Consider the following 25,700-nt stretch of genomic DNA (forward strand, 5'->3'; position numbering starts at 1 on the left):
ACCATCGCCCCTAGTACGGATCAGCGACAAGAAAATGACCGTCCGCAGGGAAATCACGCTCGATACGCATTAACCAGGGGGATTGCAGATGACCGACGGATCATGGCGGCGGCTACTATCGACCGGAACCGGCGTGGCGGCCTTGTCGATGGCGCTGGCGGTGCCGGCATTCGCCCAGACGAACGCCCCCGGCGATCCGCCATCGCAGGCGGAAGCCGAGGCCCAGGCACCGTCCAGCGACGATCTGATCGTCACCGGTACGCGCATTTTGCGCAACGGCTTCCAGGCGCCCACGCCGGTGACGGTGGCGACCCTGGAGGACATCCGCAACACCTCGCCCACCAACAACATCGCCGACTTCGTCAACCAGCTGCCCGCGCTCGCCGGCTCTACGCGGCCCTCGAACTCGCGCCTGGCGATAAGCTCGGGGCTTGCCGGCATCAACGCGCTCAACCTGCGCGGCTTGGGCGAGATTCGGACGCTGGTGTTGCTTGATGGTCGGCGGACGGTAGGGTCCAGCGTGACCGGCCTCGTCGACGTCAACACCTTCCCGCAGGCGCTGGTGAAGAGCGTCGAGATCGTCACCGGCGGCGCTTCGGCTGCTTATGGCTCGGACGCGGTGGCCGGCGTCGTCAACTTCGTGCTCGACAAGAAGTACAAGGGTCTCAAGATCCTGGCCGATAGCGGCATCACCGGGCGAGGCGACGGCGGCAACTATTCCTTCAGCGCCGCGGCCGGAACCGACTTCGGCAGGGACGGACGCGGCCATGTGCTGCTCAGCGGCGAATGGGCGCATCGCGACGGCATCTTCCAGGTCGATCGCGAATGGAATGCACGCGGGCGCGTTCGGATCACCAACCCGAACTACACGAACACCAACGGCCAGCCGCAATTCCTGATCCGCGAGCCTGTGGGGGTCGCCAACGCAACGCCGGGCGGGATCATCCTCAATTCCAGCGGCGGCGTGGCGAACCGGCTGCGCGGCCTCTATTTCGGCCAGGGCGGCACGGCGAACCGGTTCCAATATGGCGCGCTCACCTTCCCTGCGCTGGGCGGCGCCACAGCCCCGTCGCTGACGCAGGGCGGCGACTGGCAGCTCAACGATCAGGGCCGCAACATCGGCCTGGATGCGGACGACGATCGCCGCGGCGTGTTCGGACGGGTGAGCTACGACATCACCAACGGCATCTCGCTCTTCGCCGAGGCATCGTACAACTGGCAGAAGACGCTGTTCAATGCCGGGCCGCAATTGACCACCAGCACCACCCTCAGCGCCGCAAATCCCTATCTGCAGGCCGCGCTGGGCAATGCGGTGTCGGCAGGGCTCATCACCGCGGCGGAGCGGGCCGCCGTCACCTCCGTCACGATCGGCTCCACCTCGGTCGACCTGCCCTATCGCAAGAACAACAGCAGTCGCGACGTGCAGCGCTATGCGGTCGGCGCAGAGGGTGAGTTCCAGGCATTCGGCAAGGCTGCCGTCTGGAACATCTACGGCCAATATGGCGAAACCAGAGCGCATGAGCAGTTGCGCGACATCATGAACACCACCCGCATGGCCAACGCGACCGACGCGGTGGCCGCGCCCGCCGGCAATGCCCTGGGCGTAGCGGCGGGAACGATCGTGTGCCGGTCTACCCTGACCGCGCCCACCAATGGCTGCGTGCCGCTCAACCGGCTGGGCATCGGCGTCGCCAGTCAGGGCGCCATCGATTATGTGCTCGGCGATCCCTATCGCGACCAGAATCTGCAGCAGACGGTGGCGGGTGCCAACCTGTCGCTGACGCCGTTCGCCACCTGGGCCGGCGATGTCAGCGTCGCGGTCGGCGGCGAATATCGCCGGGAATCCGTCTCCGGCTCCGTGCCGGTGGAGTTTCAGACCGGCTGGTCGGTGGGCAATTTCCTGCCGACCTTCGGCAGCTACAACGTCAAGGAAGCCTATCTCGAAACCGTCGTTCCGCTGGGCCTCGGCATCGAGTTCAACGGCGCGGTACGCGCGACCGATTACTCCACCTCGGGCTATGTGACGACGTGGAAGGTCGGTGCCAGCTGGCAACCGATTGAGGATATCCGCTTCCGCGCCACCCGCTCGCGCGACATTCGGGCGCCCAATCTCAGCGAATTGTTCCAGTCGGGCACGTCGCGCACCAACACGCTGACCGATCCCGCGACCGGGCGCACCAACGTAACCTTCCGCGAGATCACCACCGGCAACCCCAATCTTCGCCCGGAGAAAGCCGATTCGACCAATATCGGCGTGGTGCTCCAGCCTCGTTTTCTCCAGGGCTTCTCGGCTTCGGTCGACGGTTTCGACATCAAGCTGAAGGATGCGATCGGGCAGTTCTTCGCGCAGGACATCATCAATCGCTGCTATGAAGGCCGCACCGAATTCTGCTCTGCCTATGGCCCCGATCCCACGGGCGACCGCGAACTGTTCTTCCGCGCCAGCCCGTTCAACTTCGCGCGGCAGTCGGTGCGCGGCATCGACTTCGACGCAAGCTACCGCATCGGGCTAGACCAGATTTTCGGCAAGGCACCCGGCGCCGTGACCCTGCACGGCTTGGCGACGCGGTACATCCGCAACATCACCGACAGCGGTGTGCCGAACGTCGTGCCGATCAACGTGGTCGGCCAGCTGAGCGGCACCGCGCCGCCCAAATGGATCTATCGCTTCAATGCCAGCTACGACAACGATCATTTCTCGGTGACGGGCACGGCGCGCGGCGTGAGCAGCGGAACCTATGGCAACAATTATATCGAGTGCAGCAGCAACTGCCCGGTCGGTCGCCCGGCCGCGACCGTCTCGCAGTTCCCGACGATCGACGACAACCATATTCCGGGTGCCTTGTACGTCGATCTGAACCTGACCGCCAAGATCAAGACGGGCAGCGGCGCACGCGGCGAGCTGTTCCTCAACGTCACCAACCTGTTCGATCGCGATCCCATTCTGTTGCCGGAGACGGGGCTGGCGGCGAACAGCACCTATTCGGATCTGCTGGGCCGCGCCTTCCGCATCGGCATCCGCTTCGAAACGCGCTGAGCGGCCGCGGCGGGGATGGCGCACCAACGGCTACCCGCGTGAACTATCGCCGCCGCTTCCTGTTGGTGTCCTGCGCCGCCATCGCCCTCACCGGGTGGCGGGGCGCAGCGGGCGCGGCTCGGCGCGATCCGGCCGGGAGAGAGGTGAAGGCCGTGGGCGCACGCCGACCTGTGACGATCGTCGACGACGAATGGGGCGTACCCCATATCCGCGCAGAATCGATCCCTGACGCCTATTTCGGCCAGGGCTATGTCGTCGCACGCGATCGGCTGTTCCAGATCGACCTCCAGCTCCGGCGGGATCTCGGTCGGCTGGCGGAGGCGTTCGGCGCGCGCTTCGTCCCCTATGACGAAGCCGCCCGCCTGCTGCACTTCCGCGGCGACATCGCGGGCGAGCTGGCAGCGCTGCCCGCAAACGTGGTCGCATGTGCCCGGGCCTATGTGGCCGGCATCAATGCGCGCATCGCCGAGCTGGAGGCCAATCCGGCAGACCTGCCGCCCGAATATGGCGTGCTGCAGCTGCGTCCGCTGCGCTGGGACGTCGCCGATCTGGTCCGCATCCGCAGCGGTGACATGGGCAGTACCACCGACGAGGTCCGGCGCGCGCAGCTGGCGGCGCGCGGTCTGCTCGATCTCGATGCGCTGGTCGCGCCGCTCGCCTGGGATTGGCAGCCCCGAATTCCGGAAGGTCTCGATCTGGGCGCGGTCTCCAAGGCCGATCTGGGTATCCTCGCAACGACCGAAGGACCGCTGCCCTGGAGCGACGAGGTGCTCGCTTACTATGATCCGGTGTACGACCGCCTCGATCGCGAAGCGCATGGCAGCAATGCCTGGACGATCCCGGCATCGCAGTCTGCCACCGGAAGACCCATTCTTGCCAATGATCCGCATCTGGGCATCGGCGGATTTTCGCCGCGCCACCTCGCCCATCTGACCGCGCCGGGCTTTGATGTGATCGGTGCCGGCAGCCCCGGCATGCCCGGCATCATGCAGGGACATACCGATCACTATGCGTTCGGGCGCACCAACACGCACATCGATCAGGAAGACCTGTTCGTCCTAGCGCTGAACCCGGACGATCCCGAGCAATATCGCCACGGGGGCATGTGGAAGCGCTTCGAGACGGTGACTCACACGATCCGCGTGAAGGACGCGCCGGACGTGCGCGTCGCCTCGCGCCATGCCGAGTACGGCCCGGTGCTGCGGCACGACCCGAAGACGCTGCGGGCCACGGCGATGGCATCGGTATCACTTCGCCCCGGCGCCAACATGACCTTCGCCATCATCGCGCTCAACCTGGCGAAGAACTGGGAAGAACTGGCCGAGGCCGCCCGGCTGCACGTCGCGCCCACCAATCTCCATTATGCCGATCGGGACGGGAATACCGGCTGGCGGATGCTCGGCCACGTCCCCATCCGCGCGCGTCACGATGGCCTGCTGCCGGTGCCGGGCGATGGCCGCTACGACTGGCAAGGCATCGTGCCGACGCAGGAAATGCCGTCCGTCCTCAATCCCGCAAGCGGCTGGTTCGCCTCGGCCAACCAGTTCAATCTTCCGGATAGCTGGTCGCCGGGCAAGCGGGTCAGCAGCTTCACCTGGAACGCGCCCTATCGCTACGAACGCATCGTCGAGGTGCTGCGTCAGCCGAGCAAGCACGGCATCGAAAGCAGCGTCGCGCTACAACAGGACACCCTGTCGCTGCCCGCACGTGCGCTCATCCCGCTCTTGCCCGCTCGCCTCGACGGCGCCGCAGGCCCCGCAGCGGCAATGCTCCGGCGCTGGGACATGCATTTGGAGGCGGAGTCCGCGCCCGCCGCGCTGTTCGAAATGTTCTGGATCGAACTGGGCAAGGCGTTCCTCGCGGCGGTAGTGCCGCCAGCGGCGCGCGATCTGGTCAAGTCGGTCGACCCGCGCCCGATGCTGGCGCTGCTCGCCCAGCCCGACGCGCGGTTCGGGCCGGAGCCGATAGCGGCGCGCGATGCGATGCTTGCGGCAGCCTTGGCCAAGGGCTGGGAGTCGGCGCTACGCACGTTCGGCCCCGATCCCGCACAGTGGCGCTGGGGCGATGCGCACCGGGTGGTTCTGCGGCACCCGCTCTCTCGCCTTCCGGCGATTGCCGCGGCGCTGCCCGCGATTGAAGGCGGAGGATCGGGCGGCGATGGCTTCACGGTGATGGCGCGCGGCTATGTCGCGGCACGCGACTGCACCGTCAGCCACGGTGCCAGTTTCCTGATCGTCAACGATGTCGGCAACTGGGACGAGTCGCGGGTTCTTGCGCTGCCCGGCCAGTCGATCGACCCGCGCTCGCCGCATTACCGCGACACCTACGCTGCCTGGATCGCGGGACAGACGCGACGCTTCCCCTTCAGCCGGAAGGCTGTCGACGCGCACGCCCGGCAGGTCACGGAACTCCGCCCATGAAGCTTACGCGACGGCAAATGGCACTGGGCATCGGCATCGCGGTCATCGCCGTCCCGCTTCCGGAGGACTATGCCGCCGCCGCAGCTCGGGGCTCGCGCTTCGATGCTGCCTGGGCCGAGGTCCAGGCCTGGGTCGGCAAGGCCTTTCCCGGCGCGGTGGTCGCGGTCGGGATGCAGGGCCGGCTCGTCGCGCTGCGAAGCTTCGGCAGGATGTCCGCGGCGCCCGATGCGCCTCCGATGCCCCGCGACGCGATTTTTGATCTCGCATCGCTCACCAAGGTGATCGGTACGACGACGGCTGCAGAACTGCTCTACGATCGCGGATTGCTCGATCTCGATCGGCCGGTGGCCGAGTATCTTCCTGCCTTTGGCGGCGCGCCCGGGCATGATCGGATCACGGTGCGGCACCTGCTCAGCCACAGCTCGGGCCTGTTCACTTCCGAGCTACTGTGGCAGCACAGCCGTAACCGGCAGGAACTGCTCGCACGGATCGACCATATGCCGCTCGCCTGGGAACCCGGATCCCGCTACCAGTATCGCGACGAGAACATGATCCTGATGGGCGAGATCGTCGAGCGCCTGGCGGGCAAACCGCTGGGTCGGTTCCTGCACGACGCTGTCTTCGAGCCGCTCGGCATGAAGGATACCGGCTTCAATCCGCCGGCACGCCGGATCGCGCGCATTCCGCCCACCGAGCAGGACGACGTCTTTCGGCACCGACTGATCCGCGGCGAGGTGCATGACGAGAATGCGTTCGTGCTGGGCGGAGTCGCAGGCCATGCCGGGCTGTTCTCCACCGCAGCGGATCTGGCCCAGGTTGCGCAGCTTTATCTCGATCATGGTCGCCGCCACGGCCGGCAGCTGCTGAAACCCGCCAGCATCGCGGCGTTCACCACGCGACAGACCGTCGTTCCCGGAAGCTCGCGCGCCTTGGGGTGGGACATGCCCGATGCATCCGGCGGCTTCGCCGGGCCGCGCGCAGCCCCCGACGCGCTGATGCACACCGGGTTCACCGGCACCTCGATCTATATCGATCGTTCGCGCAACGCCTTCATCATCTTGCTCAGCAATCGGGTGAACCCCAGCCGTGGCAACAAGCGGATCGCCGACGCGCGCATTGCGATCCACACCGCGTTGCTGTCCGCGATCGATGCCGCCGCCGTCCGACGCTGATCGCGATCCTGCACACTGGCGGAAACACAAATCATTGCCGCAATAGCGCGCCGTGCAACGGCGTGGATCATCGCGCAACAACGGCAAACTTGCCGCGTGGCGCAAGGCACCATGCGCGCCGCAGCGGCCCCGGTGCCTGACCAAAGACAGCAATTCAGGAAAGTTTAACCACCGGTTGCCTGACAACTCGCTTGCAACTGGCCGGACCAGAAATTACGCCTAACGTATCAACAGCTTTCGGCGCGAAGCTTCAATCGTGCCGGCAAGCCGAATGAACAAGGGGAGAGATCGTGGTCCGCACCATCGCGCTACTGGCATTGGCCCTTCCGATGGCCGCCTTCACTCTCCCCACCGCCTCCCCTTCGCTTGGGGGGCAGCCCACAGCGCCGTGGCGCAACCTCATGCCGAAGCCGGGCCTTGCCGGATGGCATCGCACAGGCGGCAACGCCACCTACACGGTGGTGGGTGACGAACTGGTCGGCCGGGCGGTGGTCGGCAAGGGCAATAGCTGGCTGGTGTCCGACCAGCTCTATGGCGACTTCATCGTCGAGTTCGACGCCAAGACCGATCCGTCGCTCAACTCGGGCATGATGATCCGCGGCCAAAGCCGGCCCGACTATCGGAGCGGTGTCGTGTTCGGCTACCAGGCGGAGATCGATCCCTCGCCCCGCGCGTGGAGCGCCGGCCTCTATGACGAACAGCGCCGCCAATGGCTCTACACGCTCGGCCGCAACGAAGCCGCGCGCAATGCCTTTCGTCCGGGCGACTGGAATCACTACCGCGTCGAAGCGATCGGCCATCGCATCCGCACCTTCATCAACGGCGTGCCGGCTGCCGATATCGTCGACGATACCGATGCGCGCGGCTTCCTGGCGTTCCAGGTGCATGCGCTGCCGGACGAGGTGGCGGCCAAGGGCCCCGAGGTGCGGTTCAAGGGCCTGCGCATCCTCACTGATTCGCCCGCCCGCTATGCGCTGCCTGAGAGCCGGCTGGAACAGCAGGGCTGGCAGCCTAACCAGCTGACCGCCGCCGAGCGCCGCGCCGGATGGACCCTGCTGTGGGACGGCCGCAGCGCGAAAGGCTGGCACTCGGCCAAAGGTGGCGGCTTCCCCACGCGCGGCTGGACGATCGCACAGGGCGTGCTGACGGTCGACAAAAACGGCGGCGGCGGCGATATCGCCACCGATGCCAGCTACCGAAACTTCGAGCTCTCGGTCGACTTCCGGCTGAGCGAAGGCGCCAACAGCGGCATCAAATATCTGCTGGCCCCGGCAGCCGGCGGCGCAGTTTCGAATGTCGGCTTCGAATATCAGCTGCTCGATGATGCCCGCCACCCTGATGCGAAGATGGGCCGCGACGGCAATCGCACCCTCGCCTCGCTGTACGACCTGATCCCGGCGCGGAACCTTTCGGACCCGTCGAGCCCGGGCAAGCGGGGCAACCCGCCGGGCGAATGGAACCGCGCAACCATCCTGGTGCGCGGGGACCATGTCGAACATTGGCTCAACGGCTTCAAGGTTGTCGAATATACGCGCGGCTCCGATGCGCTGAAGGCGCGGATCGCCGAAAGCAAGTTCGCCGCGATCACCGGCTTCGGCACCACGGCGGAAGGGGCGATCCTGCTGCAGGATCATGGCGACCGCGTGGATTTCCGCTCGATCAAATTGCGCCGCTTCTGAAAAGTACAGGCCACATCACTGGAAACAAAGCTACAATAGACAAGAGGGGAAGCACTGCCATGTTCGATCGTCGATCGATGATAAAAGGCGCCGGCGCGGTCGGCGCAATGGCGATGAGCGCGCGCAGCTATGCGCGGATCCTCGGCGCGAACGATCGCATCCGCGTCGGCATCGTCGGCGTGAACGGCCGCGGCCAGGCGCATATGAGCGCGTTCGCCAAGCAGCCCAACGTCCAGGTCACCCACTTCGCCGATGTCGATTCGGCGGTGCTGGCCAAGCGCGCCAGCGAGTTCGCCCAGCGGCATGGCAGCACGGTCGAAACCACCGGCGATTATCGCCGCCTCCTCGATCGGAAGGCTGTCGACGTCATCACCGTCGCCACGCCCGATCATTGGCACGCCAAGGTCGCGATCGATGCGATGGATGCGGGCCGCGACGTCTATATCGAAAAGCCGATCGGCATCGCGCCAGCAGAAGGCGAGGCGCTGATCGCCGCCCAGAAGCGCACCGGCCGCGTGCTCCAGGTCGGCAACCAGCAGCGATCGAGCGCCGAGACGCGCCAACTGGCGGAGCTGATCCGCGCCGGCGAGCTTGGCGACATCTACGAAGCCCAGACCTGGTATGCGAATAACCGCAAGTCGATCGGCAAGGGGCAGGTCGTGCCACCGCCGCCGAACCTGGACTGGGCCATGTGGCAGGGCCCCCGCCCGCGCGGCCCCTATCGTTCGAACCTCGTCCACTATAACTGGCACTGGTTCTGGAAGTACGGCACCGGCGAAACGTGCAACAACGCGATGCACGAGCTGGATGTCGCCCGCTGGCTGATGGACCTATCCTACCCGAGCAAGGTCACTGCGCTGGGCGAGCGCCGCTTTTACCGCGGCGACGATTGGGAGATGTACGACACGCTCGCGCTCACGCTCGGCTATGAAGATGGCCGAAGGATCCGCTGGGACGGCCAAAGCTGCAACGGCATGCTCCGCTACGGCCGGGGTCGCGGCACGCTGCTGCTCGGCACCAGGGGCTCGGCGGTGGTCGATCGCAACGGCTTCGAGCTGTACGATCTTGGCGGCAAGCAGCTGCGCGAAGTGAAGGCGGCAGCGGAATCGGAAACCACCGGCACCGTCGGCGAAGGCGCGCTCGATATCTATCATGCCGCCAATTTCCTGGGCGTGATCCGCGGCACCGAGCGGGCGCTGAATTCCCCGATCGTAGAAGGACATATCAGCACGACGCTCTGTCATCTGGGCAACATCGCCTATCGCAGCGGGGGCGCGATCACGACGGACCCAACGACCGGTAAGCCCAAGGAAGCCGCGGCGCAGAAGCTGTGGTCGGTCGACTATGAACCCGGCTGGGAGGTCCGCGGCTGAAGTGCGCGCGAGCGAGGCCAGCGTCGCGCGGTTCGCCGCCATGGGTACGCGCGTCGAGCTGCACCTGTTCGGCGGCGGCGCGGCCGATGCGCTTTCGGCCGCGCAAGCCGCGATCGCCGCAGTCGAGAATGCCTTGACCATCCACCGCCCCTCCCCGACGACCGCGCTCAACCGGGCATTGGCGACGGGCGACAGCGCCGCGGTCGACGAGCCGCTGCTGTTCGACGCGCTGTTGCAGGTGGACGCGCTATGGCAGCAGAGTGGCGGACTGTTCGATCCGAGCCTCGGCGCATGGTCTTCGATCGCGCTGGATCGCGCAGCCGGCCGGGTTTCCGCCACCCAGCCGCTCACGCTGGATTTCGGCGGCTTCGGCAAAGGCTTCGCGCTCGACCGCGCCGTTGCCGCGCTGCGCCTGGCCGGAGTCACGCACGCCTTGCTCTCCGCCGGCGAGAGTTCGATCGCGGTGATCGGCCAGCATCCGCTGGGCGGCGCCTGGCCTTTCGCCATCCCGCACCCCGAAAAGGCGGATGCCTGGTTGGTGGAGCTGGAGATGCACGATGCGTCGCTCTCCATTTCCTCCACGATCGGCGCCGGCGCCGCCAAGCCCGGCCGCGCGGCGATGGTTCGCCCGGTCGACGGCACGATCGTCACCGAGCCGGCCACCGCCGTCGCCCTTGCCGCAACCGGCGCCGAGGCCGAGGCGATGAGCACCGCGCTGCTCGTGGCCAATCCATCCGTGGCGGACCGGCTCCGCGCCGCCGATCCCGACCGACGCTTCCGCTTCCCCCATGCCGCCCCCGTGCGTGCCGAGCGACCATTGGAACCCACCGCATGACCGACGACGATTTCGCCCTGTCGCGCCGCAGCTTTCTCGATCACGTCCTGCTGGCTTCGGCCGGGGCTGGCATGAGCGCTGCCGCTCCCTGGGCCGCGCTTGCGGCCGAAGATCCCGCCATGGGCCCGCGCGTCCGCATGGGCGTGATCGGCACCGGTGATCGCGGCCGCACGCTGATCCAGAACATCAACAAGACCCGCAACTGCGCGGTGACTGCCCTGTGCGACACCTTCGCGCCGAATATCGCGAAGGCACGGGCCTATGTGCCAGCGAATACACCGGTTTTCAGCGACCACCGCGCCATGCTGGATGCCAAGGGCATCGATGCGGTGGTGGTCGCCACCCCGCTCGATCTCCACGCCCGCCACACGCTCGATGCGCTCGACGCCGGCTACCCGGTGTTCTGCGAAAAGGCGATGGCGCGCAGCATCGCCGATTGCACCGCGATGGTCGCCCGCGCCCGCCAGCGCGGCAAGGTGCTGCAGATCGGCCATCAGCGCCTGTTCAACCCGACTTATCTCAACGCCCTGAAGCGCGCCCAGGCGGGGGAGATCGGCGCGATCACGCAGATCCGCGCGAGCTGGCACCGCAACCGCAGCTGGCGCCGCAAGCTCCCGCCGGGCGGGCAGGACCGCGAGATCAACTGGCGCCTGTACCGCGATCGATCCGCCGGGCTGATGACCGAACTGGCGACGCACCAGCTTCAGGTTGCCAACTGGTTCCTGGGCGCGCTGCCCACACGAGTAATGGGATCGGGCAGCATCTGCTTCTGGAAGGATGGTCGCGACGTCTACGATCAGGTGGCGCTGATCTACGACTATGCGGACGGACGGAAGCTGATCTATACCTCGATGCTCAACAACGCCCGCTATGGCTGTGAAGAGCAGATCCAGGGGAGCACGGGCACGATCGAGCCCGAACTCGGCCGGATCTACAGGGAAGTCCCGCCAGCGCAGGTGCCGGCACTGGCCCGTATGCGCTCGGATGTGCAGGCGGGCCGCAAGCGCGCCGTGCCGATCGGCGGCGCGACCTGGTTCCCGGAACTGCCCGTCGTCACGCCGGGGGATTCGCTTGGCTGGGGCGAGTATGACGAGACGATGCTGCAGTTCGAAGGCTTTGGCGAAGCCGTGCGCACCGGCAAGGAAGTGCCGGGCCTGCTCGCCCAGGCCTATTATGCCAGCGTGGCCTCGCTGCTCGGCGAACAGGCGATCGACGAAGGCCGCCCGCTCGCCTGGCCGGCCGACCTTCTCACTTTCTGACCCTTTCGCCTGAAGGAGCATTTGCATGGACATGATCGATCGCCGTCTGCTGCTCGCGGGTGCCGGACTGATCGGCGCCGGAATCGCCGGCGCGGCGCGGGCACAGTCGACCGCGCAGGGCAATGGCGTATCGGCCCAAGCCGCTCCCACCGCGCCCGATCCCAGCGCCAGGAACCGCATTCGCTTCGCCGTGATCGGGCTCGATCACGCGCATATCTATGCAATGACGGACGCACTGATCCGCGGCGGCGGCACGCTGGTGGCGGTGCATGCAAGCGATCCGAAGCAGCTGGTGCCGTTCCGCGCACGCTATGGCGAGGTGAAAGTGGCCCGCAGCGAGGCCGAGATTCTGGATGATGACAGCGTGCAGGTCGTCGCCAGCGCCGCCATTCCCAATCTTCGCGCGCCGCTCGGCATCCGCGTGATGCGCGCAGACAAGGACTTCCTGGCGGACAAGCCCGGCATCACCAGCCTAGCCCAGCTCGCGGAGGTGCGCCGCACGATCGCGGCAACCAAGCGCAAGTTCGCGATCATGTATTCGGAACGGCTCGAGGTGCGTGCTGCGGTGAAGGCGGGCGAGCTGGTGCATGGTGGCGCGATCGGGCGTGTGGTGCAGACGATCAATATCGCCCCGCACCGCATCAGCGCGCCGTCGCGGCCCCAATGGTTCTGGGACGTGGCGAATTACGGCGGCATCCTCACCGATATCGGCAGCCACCAGGCCGATCAGTTCCTGTTCTACACCGGATCGACCGAGGCACAGGTGATCGCGTCGCAGGTCGGTAACTTCGCGACGCCGGCTCAGCCGAAGTTCCAGGATTTCGGCGACATGATGCTCACCGGCAATGGCGGCACCGGCTATGTCCGCGTTGACTGGTACACGCCCGACGGCCTGCCGAGCTGGGGCGACGGACGCGTCTTCATCCTCGGCACCGAGGGCTATATCGAGCTGCGCAAATATGTCGACATCGAGGGTCGCCCCGGCGGCAACCACTTGTTCCTCGCCGATCGGCAGGGCACCCGCTATCTCGATTGCAGCAACGTACCGCTGCCCTTCGGCCCGCAGTTCGTCACCGACGTGGTAGAGCGCACCGAAGTTGCGCAGAACCAGGCCCAGGCGCTGCTCGCGGCCGAACTGGTGTTGACCGCCCAGGACAAGGCGCGGACGCTATCCGGCGCGCAGCGGCCGCCGGTACAGGGCGGCTGATACGGGCCAAGGGAGGCGCCGGGCGCCCGCTCCTGCCGGGCAGACGACAGGAGGGCGGAAAGACCCTGCGGCGCCCCCTCACCGCCCCCAGCGTGTCGGCTTGTCCGATAGCGTCAGCGCCAGTTCCCCGCCGGCGGTGATCTCCGCCTGCCGCAGGAACGGCGTGGTCAGCGGCTTGCCGTTCAACGTTGCCGAGGCGACGTAGATCCGCCCCGGCTTCCAGTTGCGCGCCGTGATGACGAAGCGGCGGCCATCCTCCATCGTGATCGCGCCGCGCGGCTGGTGCGGCGCATGGAGATAGTAGAGATCGGTGGTCAGCTTGGGAAACAGCCCCAGCCGATTGAACACATAGTGCGAGCTCATCGCGCCATTGTCCTCGTCGCCCGGATAGGCGTCGGGCGTGAAGCGCTGGAAGATGCGGTTGGCCCAGTAGCTGGCGAGATCCGGCCGCCCGACATCGCTGAACAGCCAGGGCGTCGCGAAGCTCGGTTCGTTGGTAATGTCGATCAGGTTGGTATCGAGCGCGTGGCGCAGCCGCTCGACGAAACGCTCGCGTCCGCCCATCGCGGCCACCATGCCCGGCACGTCGTGCAGCATGGTATAGGAATAGACCCAGGCAGTGCCCTCGTAAAAGCCGACATTGTCATAGGTCTTGCCATCCCAGCCCAGCTTGGGATCGATCGGCTGGAAGCGGCCATCGGCATAGCGCGGCAGGATGAAGCCCGCATAGCCGTCGCTCACCGCATCGGGGTTCCACACCTTGCGCCAGTTGCCCGATCGCGCGAGCAGCGTCTTCGCGTCGTCCTTACGGCCGATCGCCTGGGCGAGCGTACCCGCGTAGAAATCGTTGAGCGCGAAGGCGGGGGTGGAGGAACCCGATTTCGCCCGCTGGTTGTCCGGCTCCGGGCTGCGATCGCCCACCGCGAACCAGCCGTCGATCAGGTAGCGGGGCCGCCGCTCCTCAAAGGCGTTGTGCAGCGCGACCGGGGCGGCCTTGCGCCAGTCGATCCCCGGCACGCCGCGGATCAGCGCCTCGCCCAGCACATTGTCCACCTCGTCGCCGCCCTGGCCGACATGATAGTTGCGCCCGGCGATGAAGGCGGTGTGGGCGGCGCCATAGCGCTCGAACGTCCGCACGATCGAGGCGACATTGTCGCGGTACACGCTGGGCCGCAGCAGCGACATCAGCGGGAAGCCGGTGTGATAGGTGTCCCACAGCGTGTAATAATCGTCCCAGTGCGGCGTCGCGCGGTCGGCGGCGGGCTGGTCGCGGCTGCGGTCGCGCGGCTGGATCGCGCTGTGATAGAGCGCGGTGTAGAAGCGGCGCTTGTCGGCATCGCCCACGCCGTCGATCGTCGCGCGGGCAAGCTCGCGGTTCCAGTCGGCGCGGGCGCCCGCCTTCACGCCTTCGAAATCCCAGCCCGGAATATCCTCGGCCAGCAGCTCGGCGGCGCGTTCGGCGCTGGTGAAGGAAACCGCCAGCTTCATCAGTACCGGCTTGTCGGGCCCGGCATCGAACTGCCACCAGCCGGCGAGCTGGGTATCGGCGGGCGCGGTGGCGCTGGTGGCGCCGGCGCGATCCTCCTTGCCCACGCGCACGCCCCAGCGCGTCGGCGTGCGATCCAGCTGGGCGACGAACCAGATATCGACTTCGGCCGGGTTCCAGTAGCTGCGCGCCCGCACCCGCCCGGTGATCCGGCCCTGGGCGGGATCGAGCGTCACGTCCGCACCGGCGCTCGCCAGCTCGCCGCGGATCTTGCGGGTGATATCGAACACCAAGGTCGCCGGCTTCCCCGCCGGATAGGTGAAGCGATAGAGCGCGGCATCGGGCGCCGGCGTCACTTCGGCGCGGATGCCGTAGCGGGTGAGCGTGACGGCATAGGCATCCGCCGCCAGCACCTCGTCCGCCTTGGGGGAAAGGTGCTGCGCCTCGTCGAACAGCGGCTCGCCGGTCTGGGGCGAGACGAGGAAGGTGCCATAGGTCGTCCGCCCGCCCGATCCTTGGGTGTGCAGCTGGCCAAAGCCGCTGATCGGCGCATCCTTGTCATAGCCGGCGTTGCTGCCGGTCAGCGTCTCGGGGCTGGGGTGGATCGATCCGGCGGGCCGCGCCGGGCCGGGCACGGTATCGCCCTGATTGTCGTTGCCGGTGCCGATGCGCGGATCGACATAGCGGGCAAGATCGCTCTGCGCGGCGGCGGGCAGCGCCATCGCACCGGCCAGCAGCAGCGCCGCCAGGCCCAACGGGCGGGTGGTTGCACGGCGCATCATCTTCTCCCCTCTACGCATATACTTACCAGCTCGTCTTGATGGGTCCGTCGATCCGGCGGTCGGCCAGATCCCTGCTTCCCCATAGCCGGAAGCGGGTGACGGCATCGAGCTGGAAGGCCGTGCCCTGCGGCACCCGGACATCGCCCGCGTCGAACCCGTCCACGTCGCGCAGCCAAAAGGCCGGCCGCGCATCGACCGCGCGCGTCCGCACCTCGACATGCGACAGCGCGATATTGCGGGCATGGCGTATGAAGAAGCCGTTTGCCGGCAGGTCGCCGAACATGTTGGGCTCGGGATAGCCGGCCGCATTTTCCGGCGGATCGATCGCGGCCATGGCGGCGCCCTGCCCGCCAACCTGCTCGACGAACATGTTGCTGATCCGCACGTCCTCCACCGGATATCCGTCGATCCCGGCGAGGATCGAGGGCATCGGCGCGGCGCCCGATACGACGACATTGTCGATCAGCACCCGCTTCAGCGTTCCCGGCTTGGCATCGGCTGGTCCGCGCATCCGCCGGCCCAGCCGCAGGAAGATCGGCGCGGTGGTGAGGTCGCGCATGTTGAGATTGGTGACGGTCACATCTTCCAGCCGCGCGCCGTCCACCGTCTCCAGCGCCAGGCCGCGGCAGGTATCGAACACGCAGTTGCTGATCGTCACGTTGCGGAAGCCGCCATTGCTTTCCGTGCCCAGCTTGATCCGGCCGTGCGTGCTCTTCGGCGCGGGCGGGAACGGGCGGAAGCTGCCGTCGAGCACCGATCCGATCGCATAGCTGCCGCTCACCGTGCAGTCGCTGATCGTCAGATTTTCGGTCCAGCGGGGATAGCCGAGCGCGAAGGAAGATTTGGGGCAGATCGCATCGTCCCAGGGCGCATTGATCGTGCAGCGGGTGACGCTCACATTGCGGCAACAATCGATGTCGAGCCCGTCGCGATTGGTGTCGATCAGTAGATTGTCGATCACCATATTGTCGCAGCCGGTGGCGAGCAGCGCGAGCCAGCCGCCCTCCAGCACGCGAAAGTCGCGTAGGCTGATGTTGCGGCACAGCTTCAGCGCAATGGTCTTGTCGCCCACGCCCGGCCTGCCGGAGATCGGGCGACCGACATCATAGTCATGGCCACGCCCCAGGCCCTTGCCCCAGATCAGGCCGTGCCCTTCGATTGCGATGTCTTCCAGGCCCTCGCCCCAGATCAGCGCGTTGCGCCAATGGCCGTGGCCGTGATCCTGATAGGCGGCATAAGCGGGCGGCAGATCGGGCGCGCTGTCATAGCCGCCGCTGGCCATCCCCTCGATCGGCGTGTCCGCCGCGAGCAGCACCGCGCCGGCATCGAGGTGCAGGGCGATATGGCTTTTCAGCCGGATGCTGTAGGAACGATAGGTGCCCGCCGGCAGCCAGACGGTGCCGCCGCCGCGCGCCGCGGCATGGTCGATCGCCCGGTTGATCGCGGGGGAATCGAGCGCCTTGCCGTCGCCCTTCGCTCCGAAGGCGCGGACGTCGACCACCGCCCCGCCCGCAGCCACCCGCGCGGCGAGCCGATGCGGCAGGCCGAGCGCGGCGAGTACCGCGCCACCTGCCAGCACGCTCCGCCGGCTCACCCCGCATTGTGTCATTCCCGCCTCCAGGAAAAGTTGGCGGCGCTTTGATACACAAGCGCCGCCAAGGTGGGAGGGCTTCCGGGAACGCGACCTCAGAAGGTCGCGCGCGCCGTCAGCGTGAAGGTGCGCCCGTCATAGTCCGCGCGGCGGATCAGGCGGGGATCGTTCTCATATTCGATGCGGATCGCGTTGGTGAGGTTGTACGCGTCGAACGACAGCGAGAACTGCTCGTTGACATTGTACGACGCGGAAAGGTCCATCTGCCCACGCGCCTTCACCTGGCGCGCGGCGCCGGTGAAGGTGCCGGCCGAGGCCAGATCATATTTGCTGCGCACATTGTACACCAGTCGCAGGCCGTAATCCTTGGTCTCGTAATAGCCGATCACATTGGCGTTGTGCTTCGAAACGCCGGGCAGCGTCGCCGCCGCTCCGCTCGAGGTCTTGCCGCTGATATCGGTGAAAGCATAGTTGAAGCCGCCGCCCAGGTGGCGGAGCAGGCCCGGCAGGAAGTCGAGCGACTGCTGCAGGTTGAACTCCACGCCGCGCACCGTCACCGGGTTGGTCTGGTTCACGAAGCCGCTTGCCGAAACGAGATACGGCGTCGGCACGGCGCCGCCCGTGTAGATCAGGCTGCTTTCGCAGCGATCCCCGTTGATCCGGAGTGTGCCCAGGCCAAGCGCGCTGCCATCGGCAGGGCACAGCTTGGTCGGATCGCTGATCTGCGCGATCAGGCCGGTGATCCGCTTTTGGAACGCGGCGAGGGAGATGATGCCGTTCGGCCGGTTATACCATTCGACCGAGACGTCGAATGAGGTGGAGTCGTACGGCTTCAGGTTCGGGTTACCCAGCGTTACCGAATAGACGCCGTTGTCCGGATTACCGACCACTGTCGCCGGCGTGAACTGGCGCGGCTGCGGGCGGACATAGGTGCGATAGGCGGCGCCGCGCAGCATCAGCTTGTCGGTCAGGTCTGCGACCAGGATGAACGACGGCAGCCACTTGCCATAGGTCTGCTTGTAGGTGTTCGTCGTGAAGTCGCTGGGCGAACCGATCGTGCCGGTCAGCTTGATCCGGTCGAGCGCGTCGATGGTGTTGCGGGCATGTTCGTAGCGCATGCCGCCGTTCCCGCGGATGCGGATGCCGCCGAGTTGGAACTCATATTTCAACTGGCCATAGATCGACGCGACGTCGGTCTGGTTGGTGAAGTTGTACAGCGCATAATTGTTGTCGTTGTAGCGGATATTATAGCCCGACGGCGAGAGCTCGCCGCCCGGATAGACCGTCACCGGCGTGAGCGCCGCGATCGCATCGTCGAACCGGGTCGCCTGCCAGTTGGTGGTATAGGTGCCCAGCTTTCCGCCGAAGAAATCGTCCACCACGGGCGCGGTGGTGACCAGGCTGCCGGTGATGTTCTGGACCTGGAGGCCATAGGCAGAGGTTCGATAGCCGCGCGAGATGAAGCGATTGCGCTCGAAGCGGGCGCCCACCTGGATGCCGCTGAGCACGCTGTCTTCGAAGGTCCTCTCGACATCGGCCTGGCCGGCGAACAGCTCGTTGGTCGCATAGCTCTGCGTCCCGGTGAACTGCAGGCGGTTCGTGCGGCCCACCGTCGTCGGCGTGTTGTAATATTGGGTGGGATCGGTAACGCCGCCCCAATACCAGGTCGGCACTGCGCTCGTCACCAGCGGCGTCGGCGATAGCGCATAATAGAATTTGGACATGTCGCCCGCGCCGGTGCGCAGCGTGCCGGTGGCGCCGTTGCCCGCCGTGGTCTGGATGCGATCGAAGTCGATCGACGTCTCTTCGGACTTGTTGTCGGCCTTGGAGGCAGTGAGCACCGTCGTCACGCGCCAGGCGTCGTTGCTCCATTCGCCCTTGCCGTCGATGCCCCAGCTGCGCTGGCGGATCCCCAGCCGGCGCGTGGACATGCGCGAATCCGGGTTGGTGAAATCGATGTCGGTTACGACATAGCGCCCGTCGCTGAGCGCGACCGGGCTGCTCTTTGCGGTCAGGCCACTTGCGTCGTTCTCGCCGACGATCAGGATGTACTGGTTGGTCTCCGGCAGCTGGCGATCGGTGTAGAAGCCGGTCACGCTCAGGCGGGTTTCGTCGTTCGGCTTCCATTCCGCGCCGGCCGCGCCGGTGTAGAGATCGCCTTCGTTCAGGCGGGAATATTGGCGCATCGATGACTCGTAGAGCACGCCCTTGGTCGTGGTGGTGCCGGTGCACGAGGGGCATGCCGCAGACCGCGCATAATAGCTGCCGAGCACGCTGGCATTGGCCTGTGCCTGCGCCGCCGAGAAGTTCGAATAGCTGTTGAACTGCACCGAATCGCGGCGGAAATTCTCGTGCTTGTACGCCAGCACGCCGAACACGGCGAAGCGATCGGAGAAGAGGTGGTTGTAGCCAATCGTCGCACCCGGCGCGAAGGTCTCGCCCAGCTGGTTATACTCCATCGCCGCCTTCAGGAAGCCGCCTTCCTTGCGGTTGAGGGCGGTGGCGATCTGCAGGTCCACATTGCCCGAAAGGCCGCCCGATTGCGCATTGGCCATCGGTGACTTGTCGATCACGATCGCGCTGAAGATGTCGGCATTGAACGCGCCGAGCGGAGCGGCTTCGCTCAGGATCGGTTCGGCGAACGCGACGCCGTTCAGCGTCATGCGGGCATATTCGCCGGGCAGGCCACGCAGGTTGATCGTGGCGTTGCGGCCTTCGGCCTCGCGGTTGATCTGCACGCCGGGTACCCGCTGGAGCGCCTCGCCCACGTTCAGATCGGGGAACCGCCCCAGGCCGTCCGAAGAAATGCCGTCGGTGATGGCCACTTCGTTGCGCTTGGTGCGGATGGCGTCGGAATAGCTTTGGCGGAAGCCGGTGACGACGATTTCGCTCTGTACAGCGGCGTCTTCGGCGGGCCGGTCCTGCGCGGCGCTGTCGCCCGCCGGCGTGGCCGGGGCTTCCTGCGCCTGTGCCGGCAATGCGCTCAACGCGGTTGCGGCAAGAAGGACGGCGGCCAGGGAACGGCGCGGAACTCGATCGACGATGGACATAAAACCCCTCTCCTCAGGCGACATGACACCCTGCGCCTGCCTCGAGCACTTACGGCCGATGACAGTGGCTGGACCTGTTGGTCCGGCCAATTAATCCAAAATGAATTATTTTGTCAAACGTTCGCACAAACGCGCACACAAGGGCCCGTAACGCTCTGTCACTGTTCCGATTTATCAGACGAAGGCCCGTGAGAGGTGCCGGGTGTCAAAGGACTTGCTGCGCGCCGCTGCCGGAATCCGCACCATTTCCCTGCGGGGATGGACACGATGTAAACCCATATACGATTCGGCGACGTCTCAGCCGAGGTAACCCCGCCGCACCGCCGTCGTCACCGCATGGGTGCGATCATCGACGCCGAGCTTGTCGAAAATCGTCTTGAGGTGCGACTTCACTGTCTCGACCGAGAGTTGCAGCGCCCAGGCCACCTGCTTGTTCGACTGGCCGTCGGCCACCAGCCGCAGCACATGCACTTCGCGCTCGCTCAGCCGCTCCTGCGGGGCGTGCAGCGCGAGCTGCTGCGCGACGTCGGGCGAGATCACCCGGCGCTTCGCATGCACGGCGCGGATCGTGTCGATCAGCTCCTTGCGCAGGCAGGATTTGAGCAGATAGCCCGCCGCGCCCGCCTGCAGCGCGCGATGCGCCTGGGCGTCACCCGGATAGGTCGTCAGGATCAGGATAACGGCGTCGGGCCGCTCGGCGCGGATCGCCTCCAGCGCGTCGATCCCGCCCATGCCGGGCAGCTGCAGGTCCATCAGCGTCACATCCGGCCGAAGCGCGCGATAACAGGCCACCGCTTCCTGCCCGTCGCCCGCCTCGCCCGCCACGACCAGATCGTCGTGCCGCTCGATCGATGCGCGGATGCCGTCCCGCATCATCGGATGATCGTCGACGACGAGCACGCGGATCTGGTTGCTGGTCGATTCCATTTACCACCGGCGCTGCAGCGACCGCGCCGACTCCCTGTCAGCGCGTGTCGTGGAGGGATCGATACACCATCGGCGCAGCCACTGTCACGACGATGAGGGTACCGCCCCCGCGACGGGGTGAAAGCCGGACGCTGCCGCCGATCCGTCCGGCACGCGCATGGATCTTCGCAACGCCGGGATGCCCCGCGCCGCCGTCGCGCACGGGCGGGAGGAGAAAGCCCATCCCGTCGTCGCCGATCCGCAGCGCCAGGCCGTGCGCGCGGTAGGCGATTTCCACCTCCATCGCGGCGGCATGGCCGTGGCGCGCGATGTCGAGCATCCACTCCGCAGCGATGCTCGCCAGCGCCTCCCAAGCGAGGGGGTCCAGCGGCCGCGGCCTGCCGCGCGAGCGGAAGACGGGAACCACGCCGCTGCCGCCCAGCTGCCGATCGGCGATCGCCCGCAGCGCCGCCGCAGGATCCTCGAAACCGCCGAAACGGCGCAGCTCATCCAGGCGATCGCGGCCCTGCGCCACCACCGCATCGACTTCGTCCATCGCGGTATCGAGATCGCGGCGCGCCGGATGCCCGGGCGGCAAGCTGTCGGCGACCAGCTGGAAGCGCAGCATCAGCGCCTGGATCGCCTGGAGCAGGCTGTCATGAATATCGCGCGCAACTCGCTCGCGTTCGCGCAGCCGATCGAGCAACCGGCTGCGGATCCGCCGGGCAACGAACCGCAGCCGGGCACGATGGACGGCCCACAGCACCAGCACCAGTGCCGCACCGCCGAACAGGGGGAAGGGCCAGCCCTGCACGCCCGGCGCCGTGCCGATCCGCTGAGGTGCGCCGTTAGGCCTGGCAGCCGCGTCGCGAGGTAGGATGTAGCCGGATGCGGCGTGCGGACGACCTTGCGCGCCATATCCGATCGCCAGGATGGGCCCGAGCGCAGCCGGCCCGACGCCCCACCCGTCGCTGCCGCTTGCCCGCAGCGGCGCGGTCGACAGCAGCACCAGCGCAAGCATTGCCGTTCGGGGCGATCCAAGAAGCTGCAAGCGCATCGGCCGCCAGCCTAGCGCAGCCCGCCGGCACCGCACTACCCCGAATGGGGGGGCCGCAAGCCCCCCTTGCTCGTGTGCGAGCACCGGACCGTTCGGCGTAATCAACAGGGGACACCGATCGACGCGAGGAACCACCCACATGCCCACCGCCACCCCAACTCCCGGCAAGCTGCTGCTCGATCCCACCGATCACATGCTCTTGCTGATCGATTTCCAGTCGCAGATGGCGTTCGCCACCAAGTCGATCGCTGCCGAGCTGCTGCGCAACAATGCGGCCCTCGTCGCCAACGCCGCCGCCGGGTTCGGCGTGCCGACGATCCTTACCACCGTTGCCGAAAAGAGCTTCTCCGGCCCGATGTTCGACGAGATCACCGCGCCCTTCCCGGGCCAGACGCTGCTCGATCGCACATCGATGAACACCTGGGAGGATGCCGCCGTGATCGCCGAGGTGAACCGCATCGGCAAGGCGCGCATCGTCTTCGCCGGCCTCTGGACCTCGGTCTGCATCGTCGGCCCGGTGCTGTCGGCCGTCGATCAGGGGTTCGAGACCTATGTCATCACCGATGCGTGCGGCGACATCTCGACGGAAGCCCATGAACGCGCGGTCGAGCGGATGGTGAACGCCGGCGCGCATCCGATGACCTCGCTACAGTATCTGCTCGAACTGCAGCGCGATTGGGCGCGTTCCGCCACCTACGATATGACTACAGGCGTCGCCAAAAAATGGGGCGGCGCCTACGGCCTGGGCGTCACCTATGCAAAGACGATGTTCGGCGCATCGGAAGGTGGCCACTGATCCTATGCGCGCATGGGCAGGCGCACGTCGCGCCGGCCGCCCAACCATCATGTTCAAGCGAAGGAATACCCCATGAGCACGATCACCACACAGGACGGCACCGAGATCTTCTTCAAGGACTGGGGACCGAAGGACGCCCAGCCAATCATGTTCCACCATGGCTGGCCGCTGTCGTCGGACGACTGGGACGCGCAGATGCTGTTCTTCCTGGCGCAGGGCTTCCGCGTCGTCGCGCACGACCGTCGCGGCCATGGCCGCTCCGCCCAGGTGGATCATGGCCATGACATGGACCATTATGCAGCCGACGCCGCCGCCGTGGCCGCGCATCTCGATCTGCGCAACGCGGTCCATATCGGTCACTCGACGGGCGGCGGCGAAGTCGCACGCTATGTCGCGCAGCATGGCATTCCGCAGGGCCGCGTTGCCAAGGCGGTGCTGGTCGCCGCCGTGCCGCCGATCATGCTGAAGACCGATCGCTATCCGAACGGCCTGCCGCTCGAGGTCTTCGACGGGTTCCGCACCGGCGTCGCAACCGATCGCGCCCAGTTCTTCCGCGATGTCGCCGCCGGCCCCTTTTACGGCTTCAACCGCGACGGCGCTGAAGTGAAGCAGGGCGTGATCGACAATTGGTGGCGCCAGGGCATGATGGGCAGCGCGCTCGCCCATTACGAAGGCATCAAGGCCTTCTCCGAAACCGACCAGACCGAAGATCTCAAGGCGATCTCCGTGCCGACGCTGGTGATGCAGGGCGACGACGATCAGGTGGTGCCCTACAAGAACGCGGTCGTGCTGCAGGCGGAGTTGCTGCCGAACGCCACGTCCAAAATCTATCCCGGCTTCTCGCACGGCATGCTGACGGTGAATGCGGATGTGCTGAACGCGGATCTGCTCGCCTTCATCCGCGGCTGACGACGAAGGGGGAACGGCGTCATGAAGGCCTATCTTCTATCGCTCAGCGCGGGCCTGTTGATCGGCTTCATCTACAGCCTGATCGGCGTCCGTTCTCCCGCCCCGCCGATCGTCGCGCTGATCGGCCTGGCTGGCATCCTCGCCGGCGAACAGATCCTGCCGCTCGCCAAGCGGCTGACCGCCCCCGGGATCGCCGCGCAGGAGCGCCGACCGTGACTGGCCTCACCCGGCGGCAGGCGATGGGCGGCGCTGCCGCCGCACTCGCCGCCGCCAGCGAAAGCTTCGCCATGCCCCAAGCCGACTTCCTGCTCGTCAACGCCAGGGTGACCACGCTCGATCGGGCGAACCCCGTCGCCGATGCCGTGGCGATCCGGGACGGCCGCTTTCTCGCCGTCGGCCACGAAGCCGAGGTGCGCGCCGCCGCCCATCCCGATGCGGTGGTAGTCGACTGCAAGGGCCGGCGAATGATCCCGGGCCTGATCGACAGCCACATCCACGTCATTCGCGGCGGGCTGAACTACAATATGGAATTGCGCTGGGAAGGCGTGCCGAGCCTTTCCGATGCCATGGCGATGCTCCAGCGCCAGGCCCGCAACACGCCGCCCCCGCAATGGGTGCGCGTCGTCGGCGGCTTCACCGAACACCAGTTCGCCGAAAAACGCCTGCCGACGCTCGACGAAATCAACGCCGCCGCGCCTGACACGCCGGTGTTCATCCTTCACCTGTACGATCGCGCGCTGCTTAACGCCGCCGCGCTGCGGGCGGTCGGCTATACCAGGGATACGCCGAACCCGCCGGGCGGGGAAATCGTGCGCGATGCCGCGGGCAACCCTACCGGCCTGCTGCTGGCCCAGCCGAACGCGACCATCCTCTATGCCACGCTCGCCAAGGGGCCGAAGCTGCCGGAGGAATATCAGCGCAATTCGACGCGCCATTTCATGCGCGAGCTGAACGGACTTGGCGTCACCAGCGTGATCGATGCAGGTGGCGGCTATCAGAACTATCCCGACGACTATGCAATCATCGAGCGGCTGCATGCCGATGGCGAGCTCACGCTGCGGATCGCCTACAGCCTCTTCACGCAACGCCCAAAGGAAGAGCTGCAGGACTTTGCCAACTGGTCGACGAAAGTCCGGCCGGGCGACGGCGACGACACCTATCGGCACAACGGCGCCGGCGAAATGCTGGTCTATTCGGCCGCCGACTTCGAGGATTTCCGCGTCGAGCGCCCCGACATGCCTCCCAATATGGAAGGCGACCTCGAACCCGTGATCCGGCTGCTGGCCGAGCGCCGCTGGCCATGGCGGCTGCACGCGACATACGATCAGACGATCGGCCGCGCGCTCGACGTGTTCGAAAAGGTCAATCGCGACGTGCCGCTCGCCGGGCTCAACTGGTTTTTCGACCATGCCGAGACGATCAGCGAACGCAACATCGATCGCATCGCCGCATTGGGCGGCGGCATCGCGGTCCAGCACCGCATGGCATTCCAGGGCGAGTATTTCGTCGAACGTTATGGCGCCAAGGCCGCGGAGGCGACGCCGCCGATCCGGCGAATGCTCGATGCGGGGCTCGCCGTCGGCGCCGGCACCGATGCGACGCGCGTGGCGAGCTACAATCCCTGGGTGTCGCTGTCCTGGCTCGTCACCGGCCGCACCCTCGGCGGGACGCCGCTCTATCCGGCGCGAAACCGCCTCGATCGCGAGACCGCGCTGCGGCTTTGGACCGAACGCAACACCTGGTTCTCCAATGAGGTGGGCAAGAAGGGGCAGATCAAGGCCGGCCAGCTTGCCGACCTGGCGCTGCTCTCCGACGACTATTTCGCGGTGCCCGAACGCGAGATCGTCCATCTTCGCGCGGTACTGACCGTGCTGGGCGGCAAGGTGGTGCATGGTGAGGGGGACTTCGCCCCCCTCGCGCCCGCACTGCCGAAACCGATGCCCGATTGGTCTCCGGTCGCAACGTTCGGCGGCTATCATCGCGCGCCCGATGCGGCGCGCAAGCTGGCCTCGGCCTGCGGATGCGCCACGGCATGCGCGGTGCATGGCCATGATCACGCCGCCGCCCTCGGTGCCGTCGCGCCCGCTGCCGACGTCCAGAGCTTCTGGGGCGCGTTCGGCTGTGGCTGCTGGGCTGTCTGA

16 protein-coding genes and 1 pseudogene are annotated in these 25,700 nt (G+C 66.7%); 12 read left to right on the forward strand and 5 right to left on the reverse strand.

Features of this window, described 5'->3' with window-relative positions:
- The first annotated feature begins 88 nt into the window (after positions 1-88).
- From B215_RS0113015 to B215_RS0113050, 8 genes are all read left to right on the forward strand, one after another.
- Positions 89-3,037 carry a TonB-dependent receptor plug domain-containing protein gene (locus tag B215_RS0113015; RefSeq protein WP_019370083.1) on the forward strand — a complete coding sequence of 983 codons (2,949 nt, stop codon included), beginning with the start codon at positions 89-91 and terminating at the stop codon, positions 3,035-3,037.
- A 38-nt stretch (positions 3,038-3,075) separates the two neighbouring features.
- Positions 3,076-5,457 (forward strand): penicillin acylase family protein, encoded by a 2,382-nt coding sequence (locus B215_RS0113020; RefSeq protein ID WP_019370084.1) that lies wholly within the window; start codon positions 3,076-3,078, stop codon positions 5,455-5,457.
- A complete protein-coding gene (locus B215_RS0113025; RefSeq protein ID WP_236704508.1) occupies positions 5,454-6,629 on the forward strand; it encodes a serine hydrolase domain-containing protein in 1,176 nt (391 codons plus the stop codon). Before B215_RS0113020 ends, B215_RS0113025 begins: the two co-directional genes overlap by 4 nt.
- Positions 6,630-6,919: 290 nt before the next feature.
- Entirely contained in the window at positions 6,920-8,308 is a 1,389-nt protein-coding gene (locus tag B215_RS0113030; RefSeq protein WP_236704507.1) for a 3-keto-disaccharide hydrolase, read from the forward strand.
- A gap of 59 nt (positions 8,309-8,367) precedes the next feature.
- Complete coding sequence (locus B215_RS0113035) at positions 8,368-9,681, forward strand: Gfo/Idh/MocA family protein (RefSeq protein WP_019370087.1); 1,314 nt, start codon at positions 8,368-8,370, stop codon at positions 9,679-9,681.
- Between the two features lies 1 nt (position 9,682).
- Positions 9,683-10,516, forward strand: a complete 834-nt coding sequence (locus tag B215_RS0113040) for an FAD:protein FMN transferase (protein ID WP_019370088.1) — start codon at positions 9,683-9,685, stop codon at positions 10,514-10,516.
- A complete protein-coding gene (locus tag B215_RS0113045; protein ID WP_019370089.1) occupies positions 10,513-11,775 on the forward strand; it encodes a Gfo/Idh/MocA family protein in 1,263 nt (420 codons plus the stop codon). The genes B215_RS0113040 and B215_RS0113045 overlap by 4 nt, the downstream gene beginning before the upstream one ends.
- A 25-nt stretch (positions 11,776-11,800) precedes the next feature.
- Entirely contained in the window at positions 11,801-12,982 is a 1,182-nt protein-coding gene (locus B215_RS0113050; protein ID WP_019370090.1) for a Gfo/Idh/MocA family protein, read from the forward strand.
- A 78-nt stretch (positions 12,983-13,060) separates the two neighbouring features.
- Here B215_RS0113050 and B215_RS0113055 read toward each other — a convergent pair whose 3' ends face one another.
- The 5 genes from B215_RS0113055 to B215_RS0113075 form a co-directional block, all read right to left on the reverse strand.
- A complete protein-coding gene (locus B215_RS0113055; RefSeq protein WP_152997874.1) occupies positions 13,061-15,247 on the reverse strand; it encodes a GH92 family glycosyl hydrolase in 2,187 nt (728 codons plus the stop codon).
- Positions 15,248-15,272: 25 nt separating this feature from the next.
- On the reverse strand, positions 15,273-16,859 hold the full coding sequence (locus B215_RS0113060) for a rhamnogalacturonidase (protein ID WP_037513730.1): 1,587 nt from the start codon (positions 16,857-16,859) through the stop codon (positions 15,273-15,275).
- A 77-nt stretch (positions 16,860-16,936) separates the two neighbouring features.
- Entirely contained in the window at positions 16,937-19,828 is a 2,892-nt protein-coding gene (locus B215_RS0113065; protein WP_237718463.1) for a TonB-dependent receptor, read from the reverse strand.
- Positions 19,829-20,188: 360 nt separating this feature from the next.
- On the reverse strand, positions 20,189-20,818 hold the full coding sequence (locus B215_RS0113070) for a response regulator (RefSeq protein ID WP_019370094.1): 630 nt from the start codon (positions 20,816-20,818) through the stop codon (positions 20,189-20,191).
- Between the two features lie 37 nt (positions 20,819-20,855).
- Positions 20,856-21,818, reverse strand: a complete 963-nt coding sequence (locus B215_RS0113075) for a sensor histidine kinase (RefSeq protein ID WP_026009227.1) — start codon at positions 21,816-21,818, stop codon at positions 20,856-20,858.
- Positions 21,819-21,993: 175 nt separating this feature from the next.
- Here B215_RS0113075 and B215_RS0113080 point away from each other — a divergent pair, with 175 nt between their 5' ends.
- The 4 genes and pseudogenes from B215_RS0113080 to B215_RS0113095 all read left to right on the forward strand — a co-directional run bounded on the left by B215_RS0113080 (position 21,994) and on the right by B215_RS0113095 (position 25,700).
- Positions 21,994-22,650 carry an isochorismatase family protein gene (locus tag B215_RS0113080; RefSeq protein WP_019370095.1) on the forward strand — a complete coding sequence of 219 codons (657 nt, stop codon included), beginning with the start codon at positions 21,994-21,996 and terminating at the stop codon, positions 22,648-22,650.
- A 72-nt stretch (positions 22,651-22,722) separates the two neighbouring features.
- On the forward strand, positions 22,723-23,559 hold the full coding sequence (locus B215_RS0113085; protein WP_026009228.1) for an alpha/beta fold hydrolase: 837 nt from the start codon (positions 22,723-22,725) through the stop codon (positions 23,557-23,559).
- Positions 23,560-23,580: 21 nt separating this feature from the next.
- Positions 23,581-23,733, forward strand: a pseudogene (locus B215_RS20130) (DUF1427 family protein); the annotation flags it as partial.
- Positions 23,734-23,798: 65 nt separating this feature from the next.
- Positions 23,799-25,700 carry an amidohydrolase gene (locus B215_RS0113095; protein WP_037513750.1) on the forward strand — a complete coding sequence of 634 codons (1,902 nt, stop codon included), beginning with the start codon at positions 23,799-23,801 and terminating at the stop codon, positions 25,698-25,700.

Source organism: Sphingomonas sp. ATCC 31555, assembly GCF_000282895.1.
GTDB lineage: Bacteria > Pseudomonadota > Alphaproteobacteria > Sphingomonadales > Sphingomonadaceae > Sphingomonas.

Coding starts and splice junctions, on each gene's coding strand:
- B215_RS0113035 (WP_019370087.1), top strand. CDS start 8,368: ATGTTCGATCGTCGATCGATGATAAAAGGCGCCGGCGCGGTCGGCGCA.
- B215_RS0113060 (WP_037513730.1), bottom strand. CDS start 16,859: ATGACACAATGCGGGGTGAGCCGGCGGAGCGTGCTGGCAGGTGGCGCG.
- B215_RS0113015 (WP_019370083.1), top strand. CDS start 89: ATGACCGACGGATCATGGCGGCGGCTACTATCGACCGGAACCGGCGTG.
- B215_RS0113055 (WP_152997874.1), bottom strand. CDS start 15,247: ATGCGCCGTGCAACCACCCGCCCGTTGGGCCTGGCGGCGCTGCTGCTG.
- B215_RS0113095 (WP_037513750.1), top strand. CDS start 23,799: ATGGGCGGCGCTGCCGCCGCACTCGCCGCCGCCAGCGAAAGCTTCGCC.
- B215_RS0113070 (WP_019370094.1), bottom strand. CDS start 20,818: ATGGAATCGACCAGCAACCAGATCCGCGTGCTCGTCGTCGACGATCAT.
- B215_RS0113045 (WP_019370089.1), top strand. CDS start 10,513: ATGACCGACGACGATTTCGCCCTGTCGCGCCGCAGCTTTCTCGATCAC.
- B215_RS0113075 (WP_026009227.1), bottom strand. CDS start 21,818: ATGCTTGCGCTGGTGCTGCTGTCGACCGCGCCGCTGCGGGCAAGCGGC.
- B215_RS0113085 (WP_026009228.1), top strand. CDS start 22,723: ATGAGCACGATCACCACACAGGACGGCACCGAGATCTTCTTCAAGGAC.
- B215_RS0113025 (WP_236704508.1), top strand. CDS start 5,454: ATGAAGCTTACGCGACGGCAAATGGCACTGGGCATCGGCATCGCGGTC.
- B215_RS0113080 (WP_019370095.1), top strand. CDS start 21,994: ATGCCCACCGCCACCCCAACTCCCGGCAAGCTGCTGCTCGATCCCACC.
- B215_RS0113050 (WP_019370090.1), top strand. CDS start 11,801: ATGGACATGATCGATCGCCGTCTGCTGCTCGCGGGTGCCGGACTGATC.